Annotated in this window: 15 protein-coding genes; 5 read left to right on the top strand and 10 right to left on the bottom strand. The window is 71.5% G+C overall.

What is annotated here, in order from left to right:
* Positions 1–54 precede the first annotated feature (54 nt).
* Genes ABGB06_RS21955 through ABGB06_RS21940 form a run of 4 tightly spaced genes read right to left on the bottom strand, consistent with a single transcriptional unit; the run spans position 55 to position 4368 of the window.
* The gene (locus ABGB06_RS21955) at positions 55–918 is read right to left on the bottom strand and encodes a carbohydrate ABC transporter permease (protein WP_347591968.1); all 864 of its coding nucleotides are present in this window, start codon (positions 916–918) and stop codon (positions 55–57) included.
* On the bottom strand, positions 908–1876 hold the full coding sequence (locus ABGB06_RS21950) for a sugar ABC transporter permease (RefSeq protein ID WP_347591966.1): 969 nt from the start codon (positions 1874–1876) through the stop codon (positions 908–910). Before ABGB06_RS21950 ends, ABGB06_RS21955 begins: the two co-directional genes overlap by 11 nt.
* Positions 1873–3237, bottom strand: a complete 1365-nt coding sequence (locus ABGB06_RS21945) for a sugar ABC transporter substrate-binding protein (RefSeq protein WP_347591964.1) — start codon at positions 3235–3237, stop codon at positions 1873–1875. The genes ABGB06_RS21950 and ABGB06_RS21945 overlap by 4 nt, the downstream gene beginning before the upstream one ends.
* A gap of 15 nt (positions 3238–3252) precedes the next feature.
* Positions 3253–4368 carry a glycoside hydrolase family 172 protein gene (locus ABGB06_RS21940; RefSeq protein WP_347591962.1) on the bottom strand — a complete coding sequence of 372 codons (1116 nt, stop codon included), beginning with the start codon at positions 4366–4368 and terminating at the stop codon, positions 3253–3255.
* 232 nt (positions 4369–4600) lie between these two features.
* Between ABGB06_RS21940 and ABGB06_RS21935 the strand changes: the two genes are divergently transcribed.
* Positions 4601–5626 (top strand): LacI family DNA-binding transcriptional regulator, encoded by a 1026-nt coding sequence (locus ABGB06_RS21935; RefSeq protein WP_347591960.1) that lies wholly within the window; start codon positions 4601–4603, stop codon positions 5624–5626.
* A gap of 82 nt (positions 5627–5708) precedes the next feature.
* On the opposite strand, the gene ABGB06_RS21930 is transcribed toward ABGB06_RS21935, so the two are convergent.
* From ABGB06_RS21930 to ABGB06_RS21910, 5 genes are all read right to left on the bottom strand, one after another.
* Entirely contained in the window at positions 5709–6704 is a 996-nt protein-coding gene (locus ABGB06_RS21930) for a DJ-1/PfpI family protein (RefSeq protein ID WP_347591958.1), read from the bottom strand.
* A gap of 59 nt (positions 6705–6763) precedes the next feature.
* Positions 6764–8503, bottom strand: coding sequence for an ABC transporter ATP-binding protein (locus ABGB06_RS21925; protein ID WP_347591956.1), 1740 nt, complete (start codon positions 8501–8503; stop codon positions 6764–6766).
* Entirely contained in the window at positions 8500–10272 is a 1773-nt protein-coding gene (locus ABGB06_RS21920) for an ABC transporter ATP-binding protein (protein ID WP_347591954.1), read from the bottom strand. Before ABGB06_RS21920 ends, ABGB06_RS21925 begins: the two co-directional genes overlap by 4 nt.
* A gap of 139 nt (positions 10273–10411) precedes the next feature.
* Positions 10412–11566: a HAMP domain-containing sensor histidine kinase gene (locus ABGB06_RS21915; RefSeq protein WP_347591952.1), complete on the bottom strand. Its 1155-nt coding sequence runs from the start codon at positions 11564–11566 to the stop codon at positions 10412–10414.
* Positions 11563–12252, bottom strand: a complete 690-nt coding sequence (locus ABGB06_RS21910) for a response regulator transcription factor (RefSeq protein ID WP_347591950.1) — start codon at positions 12250–12252, stop codon at positions 11563–11565. The genes ABGB06_RS21915 and ABGB06_RS21910 overlap by 4 nt, the downstream gene beginning before the upstream one ends.
* Positions 12253–12631: 379 nt before the next feature.
* On the opposite strand from ABGB06_RS21910, the gene ABGB06_RS21905 reads away from it, so the two are divergent.
* Entirely contained in the window at positions 12632–13696 is a 1065-nt protein-coding gene (locus ABGB06_RS21905; protein ID WP_347591948.1) for a LacI family DNA-binding transcriptional regulator, read from the top strand.
* 132 nt (positions 13697–13828) lie between these two features.
* Positions 13829–14548 (top strand): hypothetical protein, encoded by a 720-nt coding sequence (locus tag ABGB06_RS21900; RefSeq protein ID WP_347591946.1) that lies wholly within the window; start codon positions 13829–13831, stop codon positions 14546–14548.
* Between the two features lie 142 nt (positions 14549–14690).
* Here the strand turns inward: ABGB06_RS21900 and ABGB06_RS21895 are convergent, their stop codons facing one another.
* Positions 14691–15353 (bottom strand): TetR/AcrR family transcriptional regulator, encoded by a 663-nt coding sequence (locus ABGB06_RS21895; RefSeq protein WP_347591944.1) that lies wholly within the window; start codon positions 15351–15353, stop codon positions 14691–14693.
* Between the two features lie 206 nt (positions 15354–15559).
* Between ABGB06_RS21895 and ABGB06_RS21890 the strand changes: the two genes are divergently transcribed.
* Together ABGB06_RS21890 and ABGB06_RS21885 are read left to right on the top strand one after the other, a co-directional pair.
* Positions 15560–17680 carry an MMPL family transporter gene (locus ABGB06_RS21890; protein WP_347591942.1) on the top strand — a complete coding sequence of 707 codons (2121 nt, stop codon included), beginning with the start codon at positions 15560–15562 and terminating at the stop codon, positions 17678–17680.
* 372 nt (positions 17681–18052) lie between these two features.
* Positions 18053–18976, top strand: coding sequence for a phosphotransferase (locus ABGB06_RS21885; protein ID WP_347591940.1), 924 nt, complete (start codon positions 18053–18055; stop codon positions 18974–18976).
* Positions 18977–19049 lie beyond the last annotated feature (73 nt).

Here is a 19049-nt window from a genome sequence, read left to right as displayed (position 1 = left end):
TGCCGTGTGGGGCGGTGTGGTGGTGCGGGGTGGTGCGGTGGAGCCCTGGGTGCCCTACTTCAGTCCGGACGTCTTGATGGACTCGACGATCTGGCGCTGGAAGGCGAAGAAGAGGGCGAGCATGGGCAGGGCGGCGACGGTGGCCGCCGCCAGGACGTAGTTCCAGTTGGAGGCGTGCTGGGTGCTGAACGAGGAGATGCCGAGCTGGACGACGGCGAGGTCCTCGTCGGTGGTGGCGACCAGCGGCCAGGCGAAGGAGTTCCAGTTGGCGAGGAAGAAGAAGACGGCGAGCGCGGCGAGGACCGGCCGGGACATCGGCAGCACGATGTTCCAGTAGACGCGCCAGTAGCCGCAGCCGTCGACGATCGCCGCCTCCTCAATCTCCCGGGGCAGGCCCAGATAGAACTGCCGGAGCAGGAAGATGCCGAAGGCGTTGAAGATGGCCGGCACGATCAGCCCGGCGTAGCTGTTCAGCAGGCCCAGCTCGCGGACCACGAGGAACAGCGGGATCAGCACCACCGGCGCGGTGATCAGCAGGGTCGAGAAGATCGCCATGAAGATCGTCTCGCGGCCGGGGAAGCGCAGCCGGGCCAGCGCGTAGGCGGCCATGGAGTGGAACAGCAGGGCCACCAGGGTGACGGTGGCGGAGACGAAGAAGCTGTTCCACAGGTAGCGCGCGAACGGGACGTCGGTGAAGACGTCGACGAAGTTGGAGAAGGTGACGTCGGTGGGGATCAGCTTCCCGTCCGTCACCGTGTCGCGGGTCTTGAAGGAGGAGGTGATCATCCACAGCACGGGGAACGCGCTGGCCAGGGAGACCACGATGGCGAGCACGGTGAGCCCGAAGCGGGCGCTGAACAACGGTCGTCCGGACCGCCGGGGTCGGCCGTTCGTCGCGAGTCGGGTGTCAGTTGTCATCGTCGAACCTCCCGCCCCGCGTCAGCGCGAAGATCACCGCCGACAGCGCGACCATGATGAGCACCAGGAAGGAGCCCATGGCGGCGGCGTAGCCGTACTCGCCGAACATGAACGCCTGCTGGTAGATGTAGAAGATGACCAGCGAGGTGCCGTTGGCCGGGCCGCCGTTGGTCAGCACGAAGATCAGGTCGAGCCCGCCGGTGATGGCGGCCACGGTGGACATCAGCAACACGAAGAAGCTGGTGGGCCGCAGCAGCGGCCAGGTGATGGTGCGGAACGACGTCCACGGTCCCGCGCCGTCGATCTTCGCCGCCTCGTAGTACTCCTGCGGGATGTCCTGGAGCCCGGCGAGGAAGATGATCATGTAGTAGCCCATCATCACCCAGACGGTGACGGCGATGACGGAGGCGAGCGCCAGTTCCGGCTCGCCGAGCCAGGACCTGCCCTCCATGCCGGCCGCCCGGATGGCGCGGTTCACCACGCCGACCTGCTCGTCCAGCATGAACTTCCACAGCAGGCCGACCACGACGAGGCTGATCACGTGCGGCAGGAACAGCAGGGTCCGGTAGGCCGCCATGCCCGGCAGCTTCTGCTTGACGAGCAGGCCGAGCGCCAGGCTCACGCAGAACAGCACGGGCACGAGCACCAGCACGTACACGGCGGTGATCTGCATCGAGTCCCAGAAGAGCGGGTCCCGCATCATCCGCTGGTAGTTGCCGAACCCGACGAACTCGTAGCTGCCGAAGCCGCTGACCTGGTAGAAGCCGAGCACGATGGACAGCACCATCGGTATGCCGACGAAGACGAGCAGGCCGAGCACGTCCGGCGCCAGGAACAGGCCGGCGGCCAGCCACTCGCGGTGCTTGCGGCCCAGGCGCCGGCGCGGCGGCGGGGCGGCCGGTTCGGTGGCGGTCGCGGCGCCGCCCGGGGGCGCGACCGTGATGTCTGGGCTGGTCATACCAAGCTCGCCCCCTGGTAGCTCTCGAGGTAGGCGTCGATCGACTGCGAGGCGCGGGCGGCCTCGTCGGCCACGTCACGGCCGGCGAGCATGGTGCCCTGGATGGCGTCGGAGACGGCCTTGTACACGACGGGTGGGTAGCGCGGCTCGCCCCGACCGCCGGGGTAGATCTCGTCCTTGAACTTCCTCATGGCCCAGAAGTCGTAGCCGCCGCGTTGGGTGGCCCGTTCCAGGACGGTCGCGCGCGGGGCGACGTCGGACTTGGCGACGGTGCACCACTCGACCATCCGGTCGATGCAGTCGTCCTCCATCGTCCCCATCGCCCAGGCGCAGAACTCGGCGGCCGTCTCCGGGTCGCGGCCCTGGGCGTTGGCGCAGAACGCCCAGCCGCCCAGCGTCGTCGTGTACTCCCCGCCCGGGGGCACGGGCAGCCTGAAGAAGTCGTACCGGAAGTCGGGCGCGTACTGGCGGAAGCTGGAGACGTTCCAGATGCCGTTCTGCCAGATCGCGGCGAGGTCCGAGGTGAACGCGGATATCAGGTCCCCGGCGGCGGGCAGGGTGCGGGGCGCGATGCCGTGCTGGACGGCGTCCTGCCACAGCTGGAGCGCCTGCCGGGTGGCGCGCGAGTCGAAGGCGGACGCGCCGTCGGGACCGATCAGCGCGCCGCCGCCCTGCCACATCCACGGGTACCAGGTGAAGTTCTGGTAGTAGCCGGGCGCGGTGTCGAAGACCAGGCCGGCCCGGGTGGCGGTGCTCAGCCGGTCCCCCACGTCGAGCAACTGGTCCCAGGTGGTGGGGATGTCGCCCTCGGAGAGGCCCGCCCGCTCCCACGCGTCGACGCCGTAGAACATGGCCAGCGGCTCGATCTCCATGGGCAGGCCGTAGACCTTGCCGTCCACCGTGCGGCTCTCCAGCGAGTCGCCGTAGTCGTCGATCACCGCGCGGTCCAGATGCGGGGTGAGGTCGACGAGGACGCCGCCGTTGTAGTAGCGCAGGAAGTCGCCGGGGCTGATCAGGAAGATGTCGGGGCCCTGCCCGGCGGCGAACGCGGACGGCAGCTTGGCGCCGTCGGTGTACGTCTCGCCCGGCACGTAGACCAGCTCCACCTGGGTGCGGTGGGTGTCGTTCCACTGCTGGACCAGGTCGATGAACCACTGGGACTGGGCCATCACGGCCGGGTCGGAGGACTCCTCCGGCGCGTAGGCCTGCCAGAACTGCAGCGCGCCGCTGGCGTTGGCCGAACCGCAGCCGGTCAGCAGCGCGGGGGCGGCCGCCGCCGCGGCGGCCGTGCCCGCGCCGGCGAGGAAGCCGCGGCGGGACGGACGCGGACGGTGCCCGACGCCGTTGTCGTGTGTGCGCATGCGGGTAACCCCTCGTCAGTCGACTTCGAGGGTGAGCAGGTCGGGCGTCCGCGGCCGGCCCTCGGAGGGGCCGGGCGCGTCCAGGTAGAACAGCGCGGTGCTGGCGATGTCGTCGCTGGTCGGGCGGTACCGGTGCCGCAGCCCGTTGTGGTTCCCGGGGCCGATGCCCAGGCTCTGCACGGTGACCCGCAGGTCCTCGGCGAACCGGATCGGGTCCGGGATGTGCCAGCGGTACATCCCGAAGCGCTGCTGGCTCGCGTAGAGCCCGTCGGGCCGCAGGATCTGGTTCAGGCCCAGGTAGGGCGTGGTGAAGGCGGTGTAGCCCTGGCCCGGCACGTCGAAGTTCCAGGCGCCGCCGAAGTAGTCCTCGGTGCCGGTGCCGCAGATGGTGGGGAACTCGTCGTCCCCGTCGAGGTAGAACTTGACCTCGCCCTCGCCCCACCAGCCCGGGTCGTTGACGCCCCAGGCCAGGTAGGTGCCGACGTAGTGGCCCGCGCCGGTCACGCCGTCGAGGAGGGTGTGCACCTCGCCCCTGGGCACCGGGTGGCTGCGCCGCCACTGGGCGTGGAACCAGGACCGCTCGGCGTCGGACTCGGCGTGCTCGGCCAGCTCGTAGTCGACCTGGTAGTAGAGCGTGATGGCCTCGGCCCGCAGGTTCTCCAGCGTGATCCGGGCGCCCTGCCGGAAGGGCATCGGCCAGTAGCTGTTGAAGCCGCCGTTCGGATTGGCGGCCACCGGCACGGACGAGACCTGGCTGAACGCGTTCCAGCCGTTGCAGAAGAAGTCGCCGAGCGGCACCTCCACCGCCGGGGCCTCCTCGCCCTCCCAGTACATCCGCAGGATGCTGCCGCGCCACGCCTGGTGCGGGGCGGTGGTGCACCAGATGTGCCGGATGGTGCCGGGCCCGGCGATGTCGGCGAGGGTGGCCGTCTCGCCCGGGGCGATCTCGATGCTCGGGGAGACCTTCCAGCCGCGCCCGAGCAGGCTCGCGGCCCGCGCCCCGGTGCCCTCGGTGGCCATGCCCCCGGCGCCCTTGGCGCCCGTCGGGTTCTCCGCGCTGCAGGAACGGCTCAGCGCCGTGCTCCGGCGGGCGAGCCCGCCCAGTCCGCCGTCCAGTCCAGAGATCGACATCCTTCGCCTCACCTCGGTGTGAAATCGATTTCACGCATAGCCGCGCCTGAACCCTCCTCGCATGGCGTGAAGGGTGGGAGCGTTCGGCTCGCGGCCCGGTAACGGGCCTGTTTCCGCGGCTGAAAACCGCTTGAAATCCTTTTCTCGGGGACCTTAGGCTCACCCCCAGTGCGTGTCAAGAGTTCGGCCGCCGGAAGTCGGAGGCCCCGCCGGGAGGGGATCGCAACAGCCCATGACGACGATCAACGACGTGGCCAAGGCCGCCGGCGTCTCCCCCGCCACGGTCTCCCGGGTCTTCAACGGCGGCCGGGTCACGCCCGAGCGGGCCGAGCGCGTGCGCCGGGCCGCGACCGAGCTGGGCTTCGCCCCGAACCGGGTCGCCCGTTCGCTGCGCACCCAGCGCGGGAGCGTCATCGGGCTCGTCATCCCCGACATCGAGAACCCGTTCTTCACCTCGCTGGCCCGCGGCGTGGAGGACGCGGCCCAGCAGACCAACCTCTCGGTGGTGCTGTGCAACAGCGACGGGAACATCGACAAGGAGCGCCACTACCTGGACATCGCCCTGGCCGAGCAGATGGCCGGGGTCGTGGTGGCCGCCGCGTCCCGCGCGCGCACCGACCTGTCGGCGCTGATGACGCGCGGCATGCCGGTGGTGGCGGTGGACCGCCGGCCGCGCGGCGCCTCGGTGGACGCGGTGCTGGTGGACAACCAGCACGCCGGCGAGGTGGCCACCGAGCATCTGGTGGCCAGCGGCTACCGCCGCATCGCCTGCATCACCGGACCCCGGGGCGTGTCGACCGCCGAGGACCGGCTGGCCGGGTACCGGGGCGGGCTGCGCGACGCGCTGCTCGCCCGGTCGGTGCCCGTCGCGGAGGTCGAGGAGCTGGTGGACTCCTACATCAGGTACGCGGACTTCCGGGTCGAGGGCGGGCACGCGGCCATGGCGGACCTGCTGGCGCTTCCGGATCCGCCGGACGCGGTGTTCGTGGCCAACAACCTGATGACGGTCGGCGCGCTGCAGGCGCTGCGGCAGTCCGCGCTGGCGCCGCCGTCGTTCGGCGTCCTGTCCTTCGGCGACGTGCCCTGGGCCGGGCTGGTGCGGCCCAGCCTGACCACGGTCGAGCTGCCCTCGTACGACCTGGGGGTGACCGCGGCGGGCCTGCTGCTCGACCGGATCGCGGGCCGGACCGCGCCGCTGCAGACGGTGGTGCTGCGGACGGCGCTCCGGGTCAGGGAGAGCACCGCGGGCCCGTCCTGATCCGCGCCGCCCGGGGCGAGCCGCTCCGGGTGGCCCGCTCCGGAGTTCCTCGGCGCTGTCGCGGGTCCGCGGCCCCGCGGTCTCACCCGGCGCCGCCGAGCGGCCGCGAGCGGGCGGCGCTCTCGTCCTCCGGCTGCGCCGTGCCGAATCGGGCGCGGTAGTCCGAGGGTGCGATGCCCACGATCCGGTGGAACGCCCTGCGCAGGGTCTCGGCCGTTCCGAAGCCGTAGCGGTGGGCGATGGTCTCGACCGGGTCGTCGCGTTCGGACAGGTCCCGCTGCGCCGCCTCGATGCGCACCCGTTCGACGTAGGTCGCCGGCGGCAGGCCGATCTCGTGGGTGAACCGCCGTTGCAGATGGCGTGGGCTGAGGCTGGCCAGCGACGCCAGATCGGAGATGCCGAGCGGCGCACCGGGATCCGTGTGGATGGCGTCGACGACGCGGCGCAGCACGTCGCTCGTCGGCTGCGTGGACCACAGCGGCACGCTGAACTGCGACTGGCTCCCCGGGCGGCGGAGGAACAGGTTCAGCTCCCGGGCGACGTCCAGTGCCCTCCGCGGACCGAGGTCGGCCTCGATGAGCGCGAGGGCCATGTCCATGCCCGCCGTGACTCCGGCGGAGGTCCAGAACCGTCCGTCCCGGACGAAGATCGGGTCGCGGTCGACGAGGAGGGCCGTGTATTCCCGGGCGAGCTGGTCCGCCACCCGCCAGTGCGTCGTCACCCGACGGCCGTCCAGGAGTCCGGTCTCGGCGAGGAGGAAGGCACCGCTGCAGACCGAGGCCACCCGCCGGGCCGAGCTGGCGGCGGCGGTGACCCACTCGACCAGCGTCCGGTCGTGTCGCGCCGCGAACACGCCGTCCCCGCCCGTGACCACCACCGTGTCGGTGGCGTGGGGATCGGTCGTACGCACGGAGAGCTCCGTGTGCGTCGACAGCCCCTTGCTCGAACGGATCACACCGGCCTGGGGGGCCACCACGCGGAGTTCGTATCCGGCCTCTCCGAACACCTCGAACGGACCGGCCAGGTCGAGGGTCTCGTAGCCTTCGAAGATCACCAACGTGACCGTTCCGGAGCTCATGTCGTCGATCCGCCTTCCCTGAGGGGATGTCGTCGGCGCGGAGTGGGCCGGGGTTCGCGTCATCGTGCCGCCTCCAGGCATTCGGTGGGGGCCGGTCGTCCGGAACCGGGCAGGACCCGCCCGTCGTCGAGGCGGATGACCTGGTCGGCGCGCGCGATGGTGGCGGGGCGGTGGGAGACCACCAGCAACGTACGACCGGTTTCGGCCAGCAGTCGGTCCCACAGCCGGCGCTCGGTCTCGACGTCGAGCGCGCTGGACACGTCGTCCAACACCAGCAGGGCGGGACGGCGCACCAGGGCGCGGGCGACCGCGGCGCGCTGCACCTGTCCGCCGGACAGCCGCACCCCCCGCGCGCCCACCTCCGTGTGGAGCCCGTCCGGCATCGACGCCACGTCCCGGTCGAGGGCCGCCGTCCGCACCGCCGGCGCCAGGCCGGAGTCGTCCACGTGGCCGAGCAGCAGGTTGTCCCGCAGCGACTCGCTGAACAGCCGCGGCACCTGCGGCACGTAGGCGGACCGCGGCGGGACGAGGAACTCCGCCCTGTCCTCGACGACGACGCCGTTCCACCACACGGTGCCCGCCTGGGCCGGAAGCAGTCCGAGGAGGGCCCGCAGCAGGGTGGTCTTGCCCGCGCCCGCCGGGCCGGTCACGACGGTGAACGTGCCGCGCTCCAGGGTCAGGCTGACGTCGTGGACACCGCGACCGGACGCGGGATGCACGGCGGTGAGGCCACACACCGTGAGGCGCTCCAGAGCCGGGGCGGCGCTCGGCGCGGACAGCGCGGGTGGCCGAGGGTCGGGCGGCCTCCGGTGGGCCACGAGTGCGTCCGGCGCCGAGGGCGGAAGGAGGGTCGTCAACCGGTCGATCGCGACGTCGGCCTGGCGACGCCGCGACAGCACCTGGCCGACGTAGTACGGCACCCAGACGAGGGTGCTGGTGTAGCTGACGAACAGGGCCAGGTCGCCGACGGTGAAGTCACCCCGATGCATCGCGGGAGCGGCCAGCAGCAGCACCACGCCGACGCTCAGGTCCACGGTCATCTGGTTGAACCTGCCCAGCAGCTGCGTGACGAGCTGGTCCCTCAGCCCGGCGTCACGGCGACGCTCGTTCAGCAGCGCGAGCTGGCGCACGACGTGGTCGCCGGCGTCGGCGGACTTCACCGCGAGCACCGCCCCGAAGATCTCCCCGAGCAGCGCCGTCACCGCGCCCGAGGACTGCCGGTACGCCACCCGGGCGGCGCGGAGTCGTCGGCTCGCCATCCGCGTGACGACCACGACCGCGACCAGGGGCAGAACGGCCGCCACCGCGATGACGGGCTCGATGGAGAGCATGATCAGCATCGAGCCGACCACCAGGACGACCTTGCTGGCCGCGTTGAGCGCGGACTCGACGAACGCGAGGAAGTCGTCGACGTCGTCGCGGAAGCGGCTCACCGCCTCGCCGGACGACGTCGCCGGCGTACCGGCCTCGGGCCCGCCGCTGCGCATCTGGGCGTGCAGCAGGTTGAGCCGCAGCAGGCCGCGCATGTGCTGCCAACACCGGGCGCGCACCACCCCGGCCCACATCACGGCGAGCCGGGTGATCTCCGCCGCGGCCAGCGCCGCGACGATCTCGTAGGCGCCGAACCCGGCTCGGGCGGAGTCGCTGAGTGCGTCGAACAGTTGCTGCAACAACCAGCCGATGAGCAGCATCGTGCTGTTCCAGGCGGTCAACTGCACGAAGCTGAGCCAGAACAGGCCGATCCGGAAGCGGGAGATCCGCCCGGCCGCCCGCCACGCCGACATCGCCGGGCCGTTCATCGCGGCACCCCCTCCGAGGCCGTCGCGAGCAGGCCGGCGAACCGGGAGCCCGCACGGCCGACCAGGTCCCGACGGGTGCCGCGCTCGACGATGCGGCCGCGGTCGAGCACCAGGATCTCGTCCACCCGGTCGAGCGTGCCCAGGCGGTGGGCGATCAGGATCGCGGTCCGCCCGGCGAGCAGCCTGCCCACCGCCCGCTCGATGCGTTCCTCCCCCGCCGGATCCAGCCGGGAGGTGGCCTCGTCCAGGATCACCAGCCCCGGGTCGCGCAGCAGCACGCGCGCGAACGCGATCAGCTGGGCCTCCCCCGCCGACACCCCCACGCCGTTCGGCCCGAGCATCGTGTCCAGCCCGTGCGGCAGCGCCCGGTACCAGGGTCCGAGGCCCAGATCGGTCAGCGCGTCGGTCAGGTCGTGATCCCCGGCCCGGTGCGCCCCGAACAGCGTGAGGTTGTCCCGGAGGGTCGCCCCGAAGAGCTGCACGTCCTGCGTCACGAGGGCGACCCGTCGGCGTAGCTCGCCCAGGTGGATGTCACGCGCGTCGGTCCGGCCGATGCGCACGGTGCCCTCGGTCGGGTCGAGCAGCCTCAGCAGAAGCCGCGTCAGGGTGGTCTTGCCGCTGCCGGTGTGCCCCACCACGCCGAGCGTTCTCCCCGGCGGCAGGTGCAGGTCGATCCCCCGCAGGACCGTCGCGCCGTTCGGGTAGGCGTACCCGAGCCCGTCCAGGTCCACCGCCAGCGGCCCGGGAGGAAGAGGGGAGCGGCCCGTGTCGGGTGTCGACGGCCGCTCGTCGAGCAGCTGCTGGACACGGGCGAACCCGGCGACGGCCTCCTGGGCCACCTGTTGCTGCTCGGAGATCTGCTCCAGGGGCGCCCGGAGCAGGGTGGTGTACCGGAACACCAGATAGACCGTGCCCAGACTGATGGTGCCCGCCTCGTAGAGGATCGACCCCGCCAACAGGCTGAGCACGCCCCCGGCCGCGAAGACCGCCCCGGTGAGGACCCACGTCGTGCGCATCGCCGCCGACGCCCGGACGGAGATGCGGACGTACGACGCCAGGGTCCGCTGGAACCGGCGCACGGCGTACCCGCCCCCGGCGTTCGCCCGCAGGTCCTCCGCGCTGGTGAGCCGTTCCTCGATCTCGCCGAACAACCGTGCCGACGCCGCTCGGCGTTCGGCCACCCGCGGCACCGCGACGTTGCTCAGCCGGCCGATCGCGAGCACACCCACGAGGACGAAGCCGACCATGCCGAGCCCGATCCGCCAGTCCTCGCACAGAACCACCACCAGCACACCGACGAGCGTCAGCGTGCTGCCGACCACCTGGGTGACGAACGACGTCACGAACGACGACAGCGCGGTGACGTCGCCGTCGGTGCGCTCGATCAGCTCGCCCGGCGCGTGCCGGTCGTGGAACGACAGGTCGAGCTCCAGTGTGTGGCGGGAGACCTGTTCGCGCAGGGCGTTGGTGGCGCGCCAGGCCACCTGAGCGGTGGCGTACAGGGTGACCACGGCGAGCAGCTGCTGGGTCAGCGAGACGGTGAGGAACCCGGCGCCGATGAGGACCAGCACCGACAGCTCCCGGCCGAGCGCCGCATGGTCGATGAACATGCGGAGGAACTGCGGGCCGGCCAGCGCGAGTCCGGAGCTGACGAGCAACAGCAGCCCGATACCGGCGAGCTGGGCCACCCGGCCGCGGGCCAGCATGACGACCAGCCGCTGCCGCGTCGGCAGCGGCGCATCGCGACGGGAGAGTTCCTGGGTAGCCATGCCTTCTACGATGGCGACGCGCCTCGATGGCGTCCACGACGAGCACCCCACAGATCGCGCCACGGCCCCGACGCGCCGGGCCCGCGGTCGTCCTCGCTCGGCTCCGCCGCGGATCCTCCGGGGTGCCGGGTGACGAGGGCTACCGCGCGACCCTCGGGAGCGGCCGGCTCGGGGGGGTGTCCGGCGGCGTGCCGGGCGTGCCGGGGAGCCGGATCGTGACGAGGAGACCGCCGGTGGGGCGGGGGGTGAGGTCGAGGGTGCCGTCGTGCGCTCGGACGATGCTGTGCACGATGGCCAGCCCGAGTCCGACGCCGGCGTGCTCGTCGGCGCGCACGCGTTCCGTTCCGCGCTGGAAGGGTTCGGTGAGGGTCGGCACCAGTTCCGGCGGGAGCCGATGGCCCGTGTTCTCGACCCGCAGCACGCTCGCGTCCCGCCGCGATTCGGTGTGGACGGTGACGGTGCCGCCGGTGGGGAGGTTGTGGACGATGGCGTTCTGGACGAGGTTCGTCACCATCCGCAGGAGGAGCGCCGGGGAGCCGAAGGGCCGGGTCGTCTCGCCGGTGACGTCGAGCGCGATCTCGCGCTGTTCGGCGAGGGGCAGCAGCGTTTCGACGGCCTCCTCGGCGATGAGGGAGAGGTCGACGGGCTCGCGGGGGAAGCTCCTGCGGTCACCGCGGCTGAGCAGCAGCAGGGCCTCGGTGAGGTCGATCGCCCGCGTGTTGACCGTGCGGAGGCGTTCGATGAGTTCGCCCCGGTCCCGCGTCGGGTCGCTGTGGGCCACGTCGAGGAGCGCCTGCGAGATGGCCAACGGGGTGCGCAGTTCGTGGGAGGCGTTCGCGGCGAACCGCCGCTGTTCGCCGACGTGGGATTCGAGCTGTTCGAGCATGGTGTCGAAGACGTCGGCGAGCTCGCGGAACTCGTCCCTCGGGCCCGCCATGCGGATCCGGTGGGACAACGAACCCTTCGAGGCCATCCGCGCCGCGTCCGCGATCCGGTTCAGCGGTGCGAGCATCCGGCCGGCGAGGATCCAGCCGCCCAGGAGGCCGAACACCAGGAGGCAGGCCAGCGTCGTGGCCGCGGCGGGGGCGAAGCCGCGCACGAGGTCGGAGCGGTTGGGCCCGATGATCACCACACCGCCGAACGCCTCCTTGATGGCCTGGGGGTCGTTGGCCGGCACCCAGCGCAGCACGAACACCCACAGCACGGCCAGGAGGAGGATGCCGGCGAGGAGGAGGAATCCGGCGTAGCTGATGGTCAGCTTCAGTCGGGCGCTGAGCCCTGGGCGTCTCGTCATGGGTGCCGCCGGGGGGTCGGGTCCGCGCCGGTGTCGATGCGGTAGCCGACGCCGGGCACCGTGGCGATCAGCCACGGCTCGCCGAGTCGTTTGCGCAGGGCGGAGACGGTGATGCGGACGGCGTTGGTGAAGGGGTCGGCGTTCGCGTCCCAGGCCCGTTCCAGCAGCTCCTCGGCGCTGACGACGCCGCCCTCGGCGGCGACGAGGACCTCGAGCACCGCGAACTGTTTCCGGGTGAGCGCGACGTGTCGTCCGTCGCGGCGGACCTCCCGGCGGAAGGGGTCCAGCCGGAGGCCCGCGATCTCGCTGACCGGGGGTCGGAGGTGCGCGCGTCTGCGGTCGAGCGCCCGCAGCCGCATGACCAGCTCCCGGAACTCGAACGGTTTGGTGAGGTAGTCGTCGGCGCCGAGCTCGAATCCGGACGCCTTGTCGTCGATCCGGTCGGCGGCGGTGAGCATGAGGATCGGGATGCCGCTGCCGGAGGCGACGATCCACCGGGCGATCTCGTCGCCGGAGGGCCCTGGAATGTCGCGGTCGAGGACCGCGATGTCGTAGGCGTTGACGCTGAGCAGTTCCAGGGCGACGTGGCCGTCGCCCGCGATGTCGGCGGCGATCGCTTCCAGCCGGAGACCGTCACGGACGGCCTCGGCCAGGTAGGGCTCGTCCTCCACGATCAGCACGCGCATATCCGAAGCCTAAGCAGCTCGGCGTACCGCCGACGTATGCAAAACCAGGACCCGCTTCCCCGCCCGCCCCCGCCCGGCTGTGGTAGACCTCCCGTTCGGCGATCGAGGTGAAAGGTCCTCTCGCCGCCCGGGGTCCGGTCACGTCCCGCCAGACGCCGTCCTGCCGCACCTGCACCCGAAGGGGAAGGGGAAGAGGGGGGCAGGTGGCGTGGGGTGAGATGGGTAATCGATTTCAGCGAAACGTACAAGTGGGCCACGGGCCCGTCAACAGTCCCCACAGACTTCGGATGCGGTGCCGGGAAATCGATTCCGTGCCGACCGTCGAGCGACGATCCTGCGATGATGGGGCCCCGCATGGAGGCGAACGGGGGCGAAGCGCGTGACGACCATCCAGGACGTGGCCCGGCGAGCCGGGGTCTCGGCCGCCACGGTCTCCCGCGTCGCCAACGGGAAGGCCACCGTCGATCCCGAGCTCGCCGAGCGGGTCAGGCGGGCGATGCGGGAGCTGGACTACCGGCCCAACCCGGCGGCCCGACGGCTGCGCAGGAGCCGGAGCAACCTGTGGGCGGTGATCGTCACCGACGTCGGCAACCCGTTCTTCACCGCCGTGGTGCGCGGCGTCGAGGACGTGGCCCGGCACGCCGGCTTCTCGGTGGTGCTGGGGAACAGCGACGAGGACCCGGCCAAGGAGGGGCGGTACGTCTCCGCGATGCTCGCGGAGCAGGTGGCCGGCGTGGTCATCGCGCCCTGCGCCGGTTCGCCGCACGTCGCGCGGCTGACCGCGGGCGGCACGCCGGTGGTGGCCATCGACCGGGAGCCGCCCGCCGCCGACCGCGATCCCGCTGCGCGCGCCGACGGTGGGCGGGCGCCGGCCGTGGACACAGTGCTCGTCGACAACGAGGGCGGCGCGGAGGCGGCCGTCCGCCACCTGCTGGACGCGGGCTACCGGCGGATCGCGTGCGTCACCGGCCCGCCGGGCACGCCGACGGCCGACCGGCGGCTCGCCGGCTACCGGCGCGCCCTGGCGGCGCACGGCGCCGCCGATACCGCCGACGTCGAGCGCCTGGTGCGGCGCGCCGACTTCCGGGAGCGCGGCGGCCACCAGGCGATGGCCTCCCTGCTGGCCGAGCGGCCCGCGCCGGACGCGGTGTTCGCGACGAACAACCTGATGACCGTCGGCGCGCTGGGCTGCCTCGCGGAACGCGGCGTCGCCGTCCCGGACCGGATGGGCGTCGTCGGCTTCGACGAGATCCCCTGGGCCGACTTCGTGCAACGCGCGCCCACCACCGTGGCGCAGCCCACCCACGAGCTCGGCCGGGTGGCCGCCGAGTTGCTGGCCGACCGGATCGAGAACCCCCACCGGCCGCCGTCCACGGTCACCCTCGACACGGAGCTGCGGGTACGGGCCAGCTCCCGGGGCCCGGCGGCGCTGAACCAGAGCTGACCGCGCGTCCCGCGAGCCATCCCGCGGGGGCCGGGCGTTGCTGACATTCGGTATACCGAACGCTGTTCGTCATTTCGCCAGCCGGTGCTACGCTCATTTGTCATGTCCACTTCTCAATGAGGAGGAGTTCCGGTGAATGAATGCAGGTTCACGCGCCGCTCGTTGCTGACCGCGACGGCGGGCGTGGCGGCGCTCGGCTCCGGGTTGTTGACGGGGACCGCCGCGGCGGCGACGAGGTCGTCGGCCGGGGCGGCCGCCGATCCGCCGACGGGCACGGTGCGGGTGTTCTGGCTCAGGCCCACGGACGTGGCGTTCGACCAGCGGTACCCCGACGGCATCACCGCGGTGATGCAGGAGTCGCAGCGCTACTACCGTCAGGAGCTCGGCGCGACGTTCACGCTGAACAACCCGACGGTCGAGGTGGTCCAGGGCGAGCACGAGCGGTCCTGGTACGAGAACACGACGAACGGCGGCGAAGAGTACTGGTGGGTCGTCTTCAACATGCAGCAGGAGCTGCTGCGCAGGTTCGGCCTGGGCGCCCCCGACTCCCGCTGGCTGTGCGTCGGCGAGATCAGCGCCGAGAAGACGAACGTCTCGGGTGGTGGCGGCGGCAGTGGCTGGGTGATCCTCAGCGGCCACGACGCCGACGGCGCCGCCGGGATCAACGGTCCGATGAACCGGTGGTACGGGGGCATGGTGCACGAGCTGGGCCACGCCCTGGGCCTGCCCGACTCGACGTCAACCGACGGCACGCCCATGTCCGCGTCGTTCTACGACTATCCGAACTGCCACTTCAACCAGCAACAGAAGGACGGGATCAGGAACGGCCGGTACGGCGGCTTCCTGTCCTGAGCGGTACGTCCGCCCTGCCGTGATGCCGGACAGCCCCCCACGACCACCGCTGTCCGGCGACGAGGCTCGTTCACACCACCACCCCTACCGCGCCCGGGCCAGGATCACCGCTGGCCGGGTCCAGCGGTCCGGCCGCATCCGGTCAGGCGGGGCTCGGCGCCTCCCGCCCACCAGCCGCGTCCTCGGAGGTGGCCGAGAGAAGGGGGAGCAGGAGGTCGTCGACGATGCCGGTCAGGACCTCCTCGGGAATGGGCGCGCCGTAGACCAGGAAGTGGTGGTCGACCAGCTTGGGAGCGAAGCCGACCACCCGTGAACTGATCGCGGCGGCGGAGATCTCACCGCGGGCCGCCGCGCGTTCGAGGATCTCCCGCATCAGGCGGTCGCGGCCGACGAACATCCGGGCGCGCAGGTTTGCGGTGTCCTCGGGGTTGGTCAGGCTTTCGGCCATCAGCCCGCGCGCCGCCTCGCCGAACAGCCCGTTGAGGAGCGTCGCGCCGTGGCGCAGCAGCGCCAGGACGTCCCCGCGCAGGCTGCCGGTGTCCGCCGGCGCCGCGAGGGGCGGGCCACCACGGTGGCGCAGCGCGGCGACGACCAGCTCGGCCCGGTTGGGCCAGCGCTTGTAGAGCGAGGCCTTGCCGGTGTGGGCGCGTGCCGCGACCCGCTCCATGGTCAGCTTCCAGTAGCCGACCTCGGTGAGCTCGGCGATCGTCGCCTCCAGGATCGCCGCGTCGAGGGCTTGGCCGCGGCGGCGCGGACCCTTGCGGTGATCGGCCGCGTCAGGCACCGGCGAGGTGGCCTCGGTCACGGTCCACACCCCCGGCATATCGCTCTGCTGGCCAGGTCAACCGTAGCAAGGGGGATGCTCGGCGACCCGGACACCGGATAGAACGGTGCGTTCTCTAACGATGCTACTCTCCTTTAGAGAACGCAGCGTCTAGTTAGGGAGTGTCGATGCGGGCCCTTGGACAATGGGCGGTACGACGCCGATGGCGGGTCATCGGCGGATGGGTGGTGCTGGTAGGGGCCCTGATAGCCGCGGTGCAGCTGACCGGCGGGGCGAACTACCAGGAAGCCTTCGCCTTCCCCGAGTCCGACTCACAGACCGCCCAGGCCGTCGTGAAACGCGACTTCCCCCAGGCCGCGGGCGATGTCAATCGCATCGTCTTCCACACCACGACCGGCACGGTCAGCGACCCGTCGGTACGCGAGCGCGTGCAGCCGATGCTGAAGAAGGTGGCATCGCTGCCACACGTGGACAGCGTCGCCAGCCCGTACGGCACGCACAGCCCGTCCATCTCCCGGGACGGGAAGACCGCGTTCGCCACGGTGACCTTCGACGCGGCGGCGAGTGACCTTCCCGAGCCGGCGGTCAGCGAGTTGATCGACACGGCGCAGTCCGCCCGGTCCTCGACGTTGCAGGTGGAGCTCGGCGGACAGGCGGTCGCCGGAGTCGAATCGTCCGGCCCGGGGCCCTTGATGGCCATCGGCCTCGGGGCGTCCGCCCTGGTGCTGTTGCTGCTGTTCGGGTCCCTGACGGCGATGGCGTTGCCGCTGGTGACGGTGCTGGTGGCGCTCGGCGCCGGATACAGCGTGGCGGGCCTGCTCACCCATGTGATGAGCCTCGGCTCGTCCGCCGAGGGGATCGCGTCGATGATCGCGCTCGGTGTCGGCGTCGACTATTCGCTGTTCATCGTCTCCCGGTTCCGGTCGCTGCTCGCCGAGGGCCGCACTCCGGAGGAGGCCGCCGTCGGATCGATGAACACCGCCGGTCGCGCGGTGCTGTTCGCCGGCAGCATCGTGGTGCTCGCCCTGCTGGTGCTGTTGATGTTCGGGGTGAGTGTCACCAGCGGGATCGCCGTCGTGTCCGCGATCGAGGTGTTCTTCACCATGGCCGCCGCGCTCACCCTGCTGCCCGCGGTGCTCTCCCTGCTCGGCCACCGCGTCAACAGCCTGCGGGTGCCTGGCCGACGCCTTGTCGGCGGCACGACCATCTCGCCGCGCCACCGCCGCTGGGCCGAGATGGTGCGGCGCCGGCGGTGGATCGCCGCGGCCGGGGTGACCGTGGTGCTGCTGATCCTCACCCTGCCGGTGCTGAGCCTGCGCCAGGGCAACCCGGACGCCGGCACCAACCCGCCGCAGGCCACCACCCGCCAGGCGTACGACCTGCTCTCCGACGGCTTCGGCCCTGGCTTCAACGGACCGCTGCAACTCGTCGCGACCCTGCCCTCGTCCTCCGACGCCCCGACCATCGAGCACCTGGCGAGTGCGGTCAGGTCCGAGCCCGGGGTGGCCTCGGTGAGCCCACCCCGCACCAACCCCGCGGGCACGACCGCCGTGCTGTCGGTCGTGCCCACCACCTCCCCGCAGGACGAGGCCACCAGCGACCTGGTGCACCGGCTGCGGGACACCGTCATCCCCCGCGCCACGGGCGACAGCGGCGTCGCCGTCCATGTCGGCGGCCCGACCGCCAGCTTCATCGACCTCTCCTCGCTGCTGAGCAGCCGCCTGCTGCCGTTCGTCGCCGTGGTCCTGGTGATCGGGTTCGTCCTGCTGCTCGTGGTCTTCCGCTCCCTGGCCATCGCGCTCACCGCGGCCCTGCTGAACCTGCTGTCCATCGGAGCCGCCCTCGGCGTCGTCAGTTTCGTGTTCGAACACGGCCTGACCGGGCTGCCGGACTCACCGGTCAGCTTCGCGGTGCCCGTCATGATGATCGCGATCGTGTTCGGACTGTCCACCGACTACCAGGTGTTCCTCCTCTCCCGCGTACAGGAGGAGTGGCACACCCACCGGGACAACGACCGGGCCGTGCGCGACGGCATGGGACGGGTCAGCGGCATCATCACCGGCGCCGCCGTCATCATGATCGCCGTCTTCGGGGCCTTCGCGCTCGGCGGGCAGCTGCTGTTCGAGCAGATCGGCATCGGCTTCGCCGTCGCGGTGGCGTTGGACGCGTTCCTGATCCGCTTCATCCTCGTCCCGGCGGTCATGTACATCCTGGGCGAGAGGAACTGGAAGCTGCCTCGCTGGCTGCGGTGGCTGCCGCAGCTGCACATCGAGGCGGAGGAGCCGCACGACACGACGCCGGCGAAACAGCCATCCCTGGAAGAAGTCCGGACCGGCGGCCATAGCTAACCGCCTGGATACCGGGGCTCTCCGACATCCGTGTCCGGAGAGCCCCGGTAAGTCGCTGCGGCCGGTTCGCTCCTCCCCGGCGGATCTCCCTCATGCCCGCCGCGCCCATCGCGCTTCCGCGCCCGGTCACCCGGCGCACCGCGAATCCCGCCACGCCGGCGAGACGGCCACGCCCCATCAAGCCCGGGACCTGATCGCCGAGACGGCCACCCAGGCGTTCTCCGCCCGCTTCCTGGTTCGTGCCAGTTCGGCACGCCCAACCCGCGGCAACTGGTCGAGCCGTGGCCGTTCGTCGGCGTGGCGGATGGTCATGAGCACGCATCACGGGAAAGTCCGGTGCGTCGAGGAACTGCCCGCGCCTAACATGCGCGGGTGAACGTTTCGCATCTCGGCGCGCCGATCGGGCCGATGGTCCGCGTCCACGGCGGATTCGCCAACCGGATGTATCGGCTCGACACCGACCAGGGGTCGTTCGCGGTGAAGGAGTTGAACCTCGTCGACCGCCGCTGGGCCTATCACGTCGAGGACGTGTTCAGGTTCGAGCGGTCGGCCTTCGCCGTCGGCATCCCGATGCCGGAGCCGATCTCGGCCAGCCACGACACGCTCGTTCACCGATGGGTCGAGGGAGAGAAGGTGCCCGAAGCACCGGTGTCGGCGGCGTACGCGTTCGAGATCGGTGAGATCCTCGCGCGCATCCACGCGCTCGACGTCGCCTGGACCCCTACGTCGACCGAGGACCCGACGTCACGGGACTGGCCCGAACTCGCCGCGAGGGCGGTGGCGACCGGGCAGCCGTGGGCCGACGATCTCGCCTCTCACGTCGAGACGTTCCTCGAGATCGCCCACTTCGTCGACACCTGCGAACGGCCGGGCCCCGTCGTGCTGACCCACAAGGACATCCAACCGTGGAACCTGCTGGCTCGAAAGGGCCGGCCGGTGGTGCTCGACTGGGAGCTCTCGGGGATGCTCGACCTGTCCAGTGAGCTCGGCTCGACCGCGCTGAGCCTCGCGAAGGGACCTGGCTTCGACGACATCAGGCCGGCCATCTTCCGCTCGGTCCTCGACGGCTACGTCGCGGGGGGCGGAGCGCTGCCGCCGCCAGGTCCGAGCTGGTTCGTGTTCCTGATCGGCGGCTGGCTGGGGCACACGAGGTGGAACATCCTCCGGTGCCTCACCGGTGCCGAGGCGAGCACCGGCCCTGACCTCGCGCTGTCGCACGAGTCCGCGCGCAACGGCGTGCGCGGCCTCCCCGACCTGTTCGGCCGGCTTCCGGAGCTCGAGACGCTGCTCGGGTGACCGTGACCCTGGTCCGTGCGTGGTACGCACGTGGACGCGCGGACCCCCGGGCAGGAAGATGCTCACCGTCGTG

It is taken from the genome of Streptomyces sp. B6B3 (assembly GCF_039871525.1).
In the GTDB taxonomy this organism is placed as follows: Bacteria; Actinomycetota; Actinomycetes; order Streptomycetales; family Streptomycetaceae; genus Streptomyces.
The sequence above is the reverse complement of the archived record's forward strand: the minus strand, read 5'-3'. Positions and strand labels throughout refer to the sequence as shown.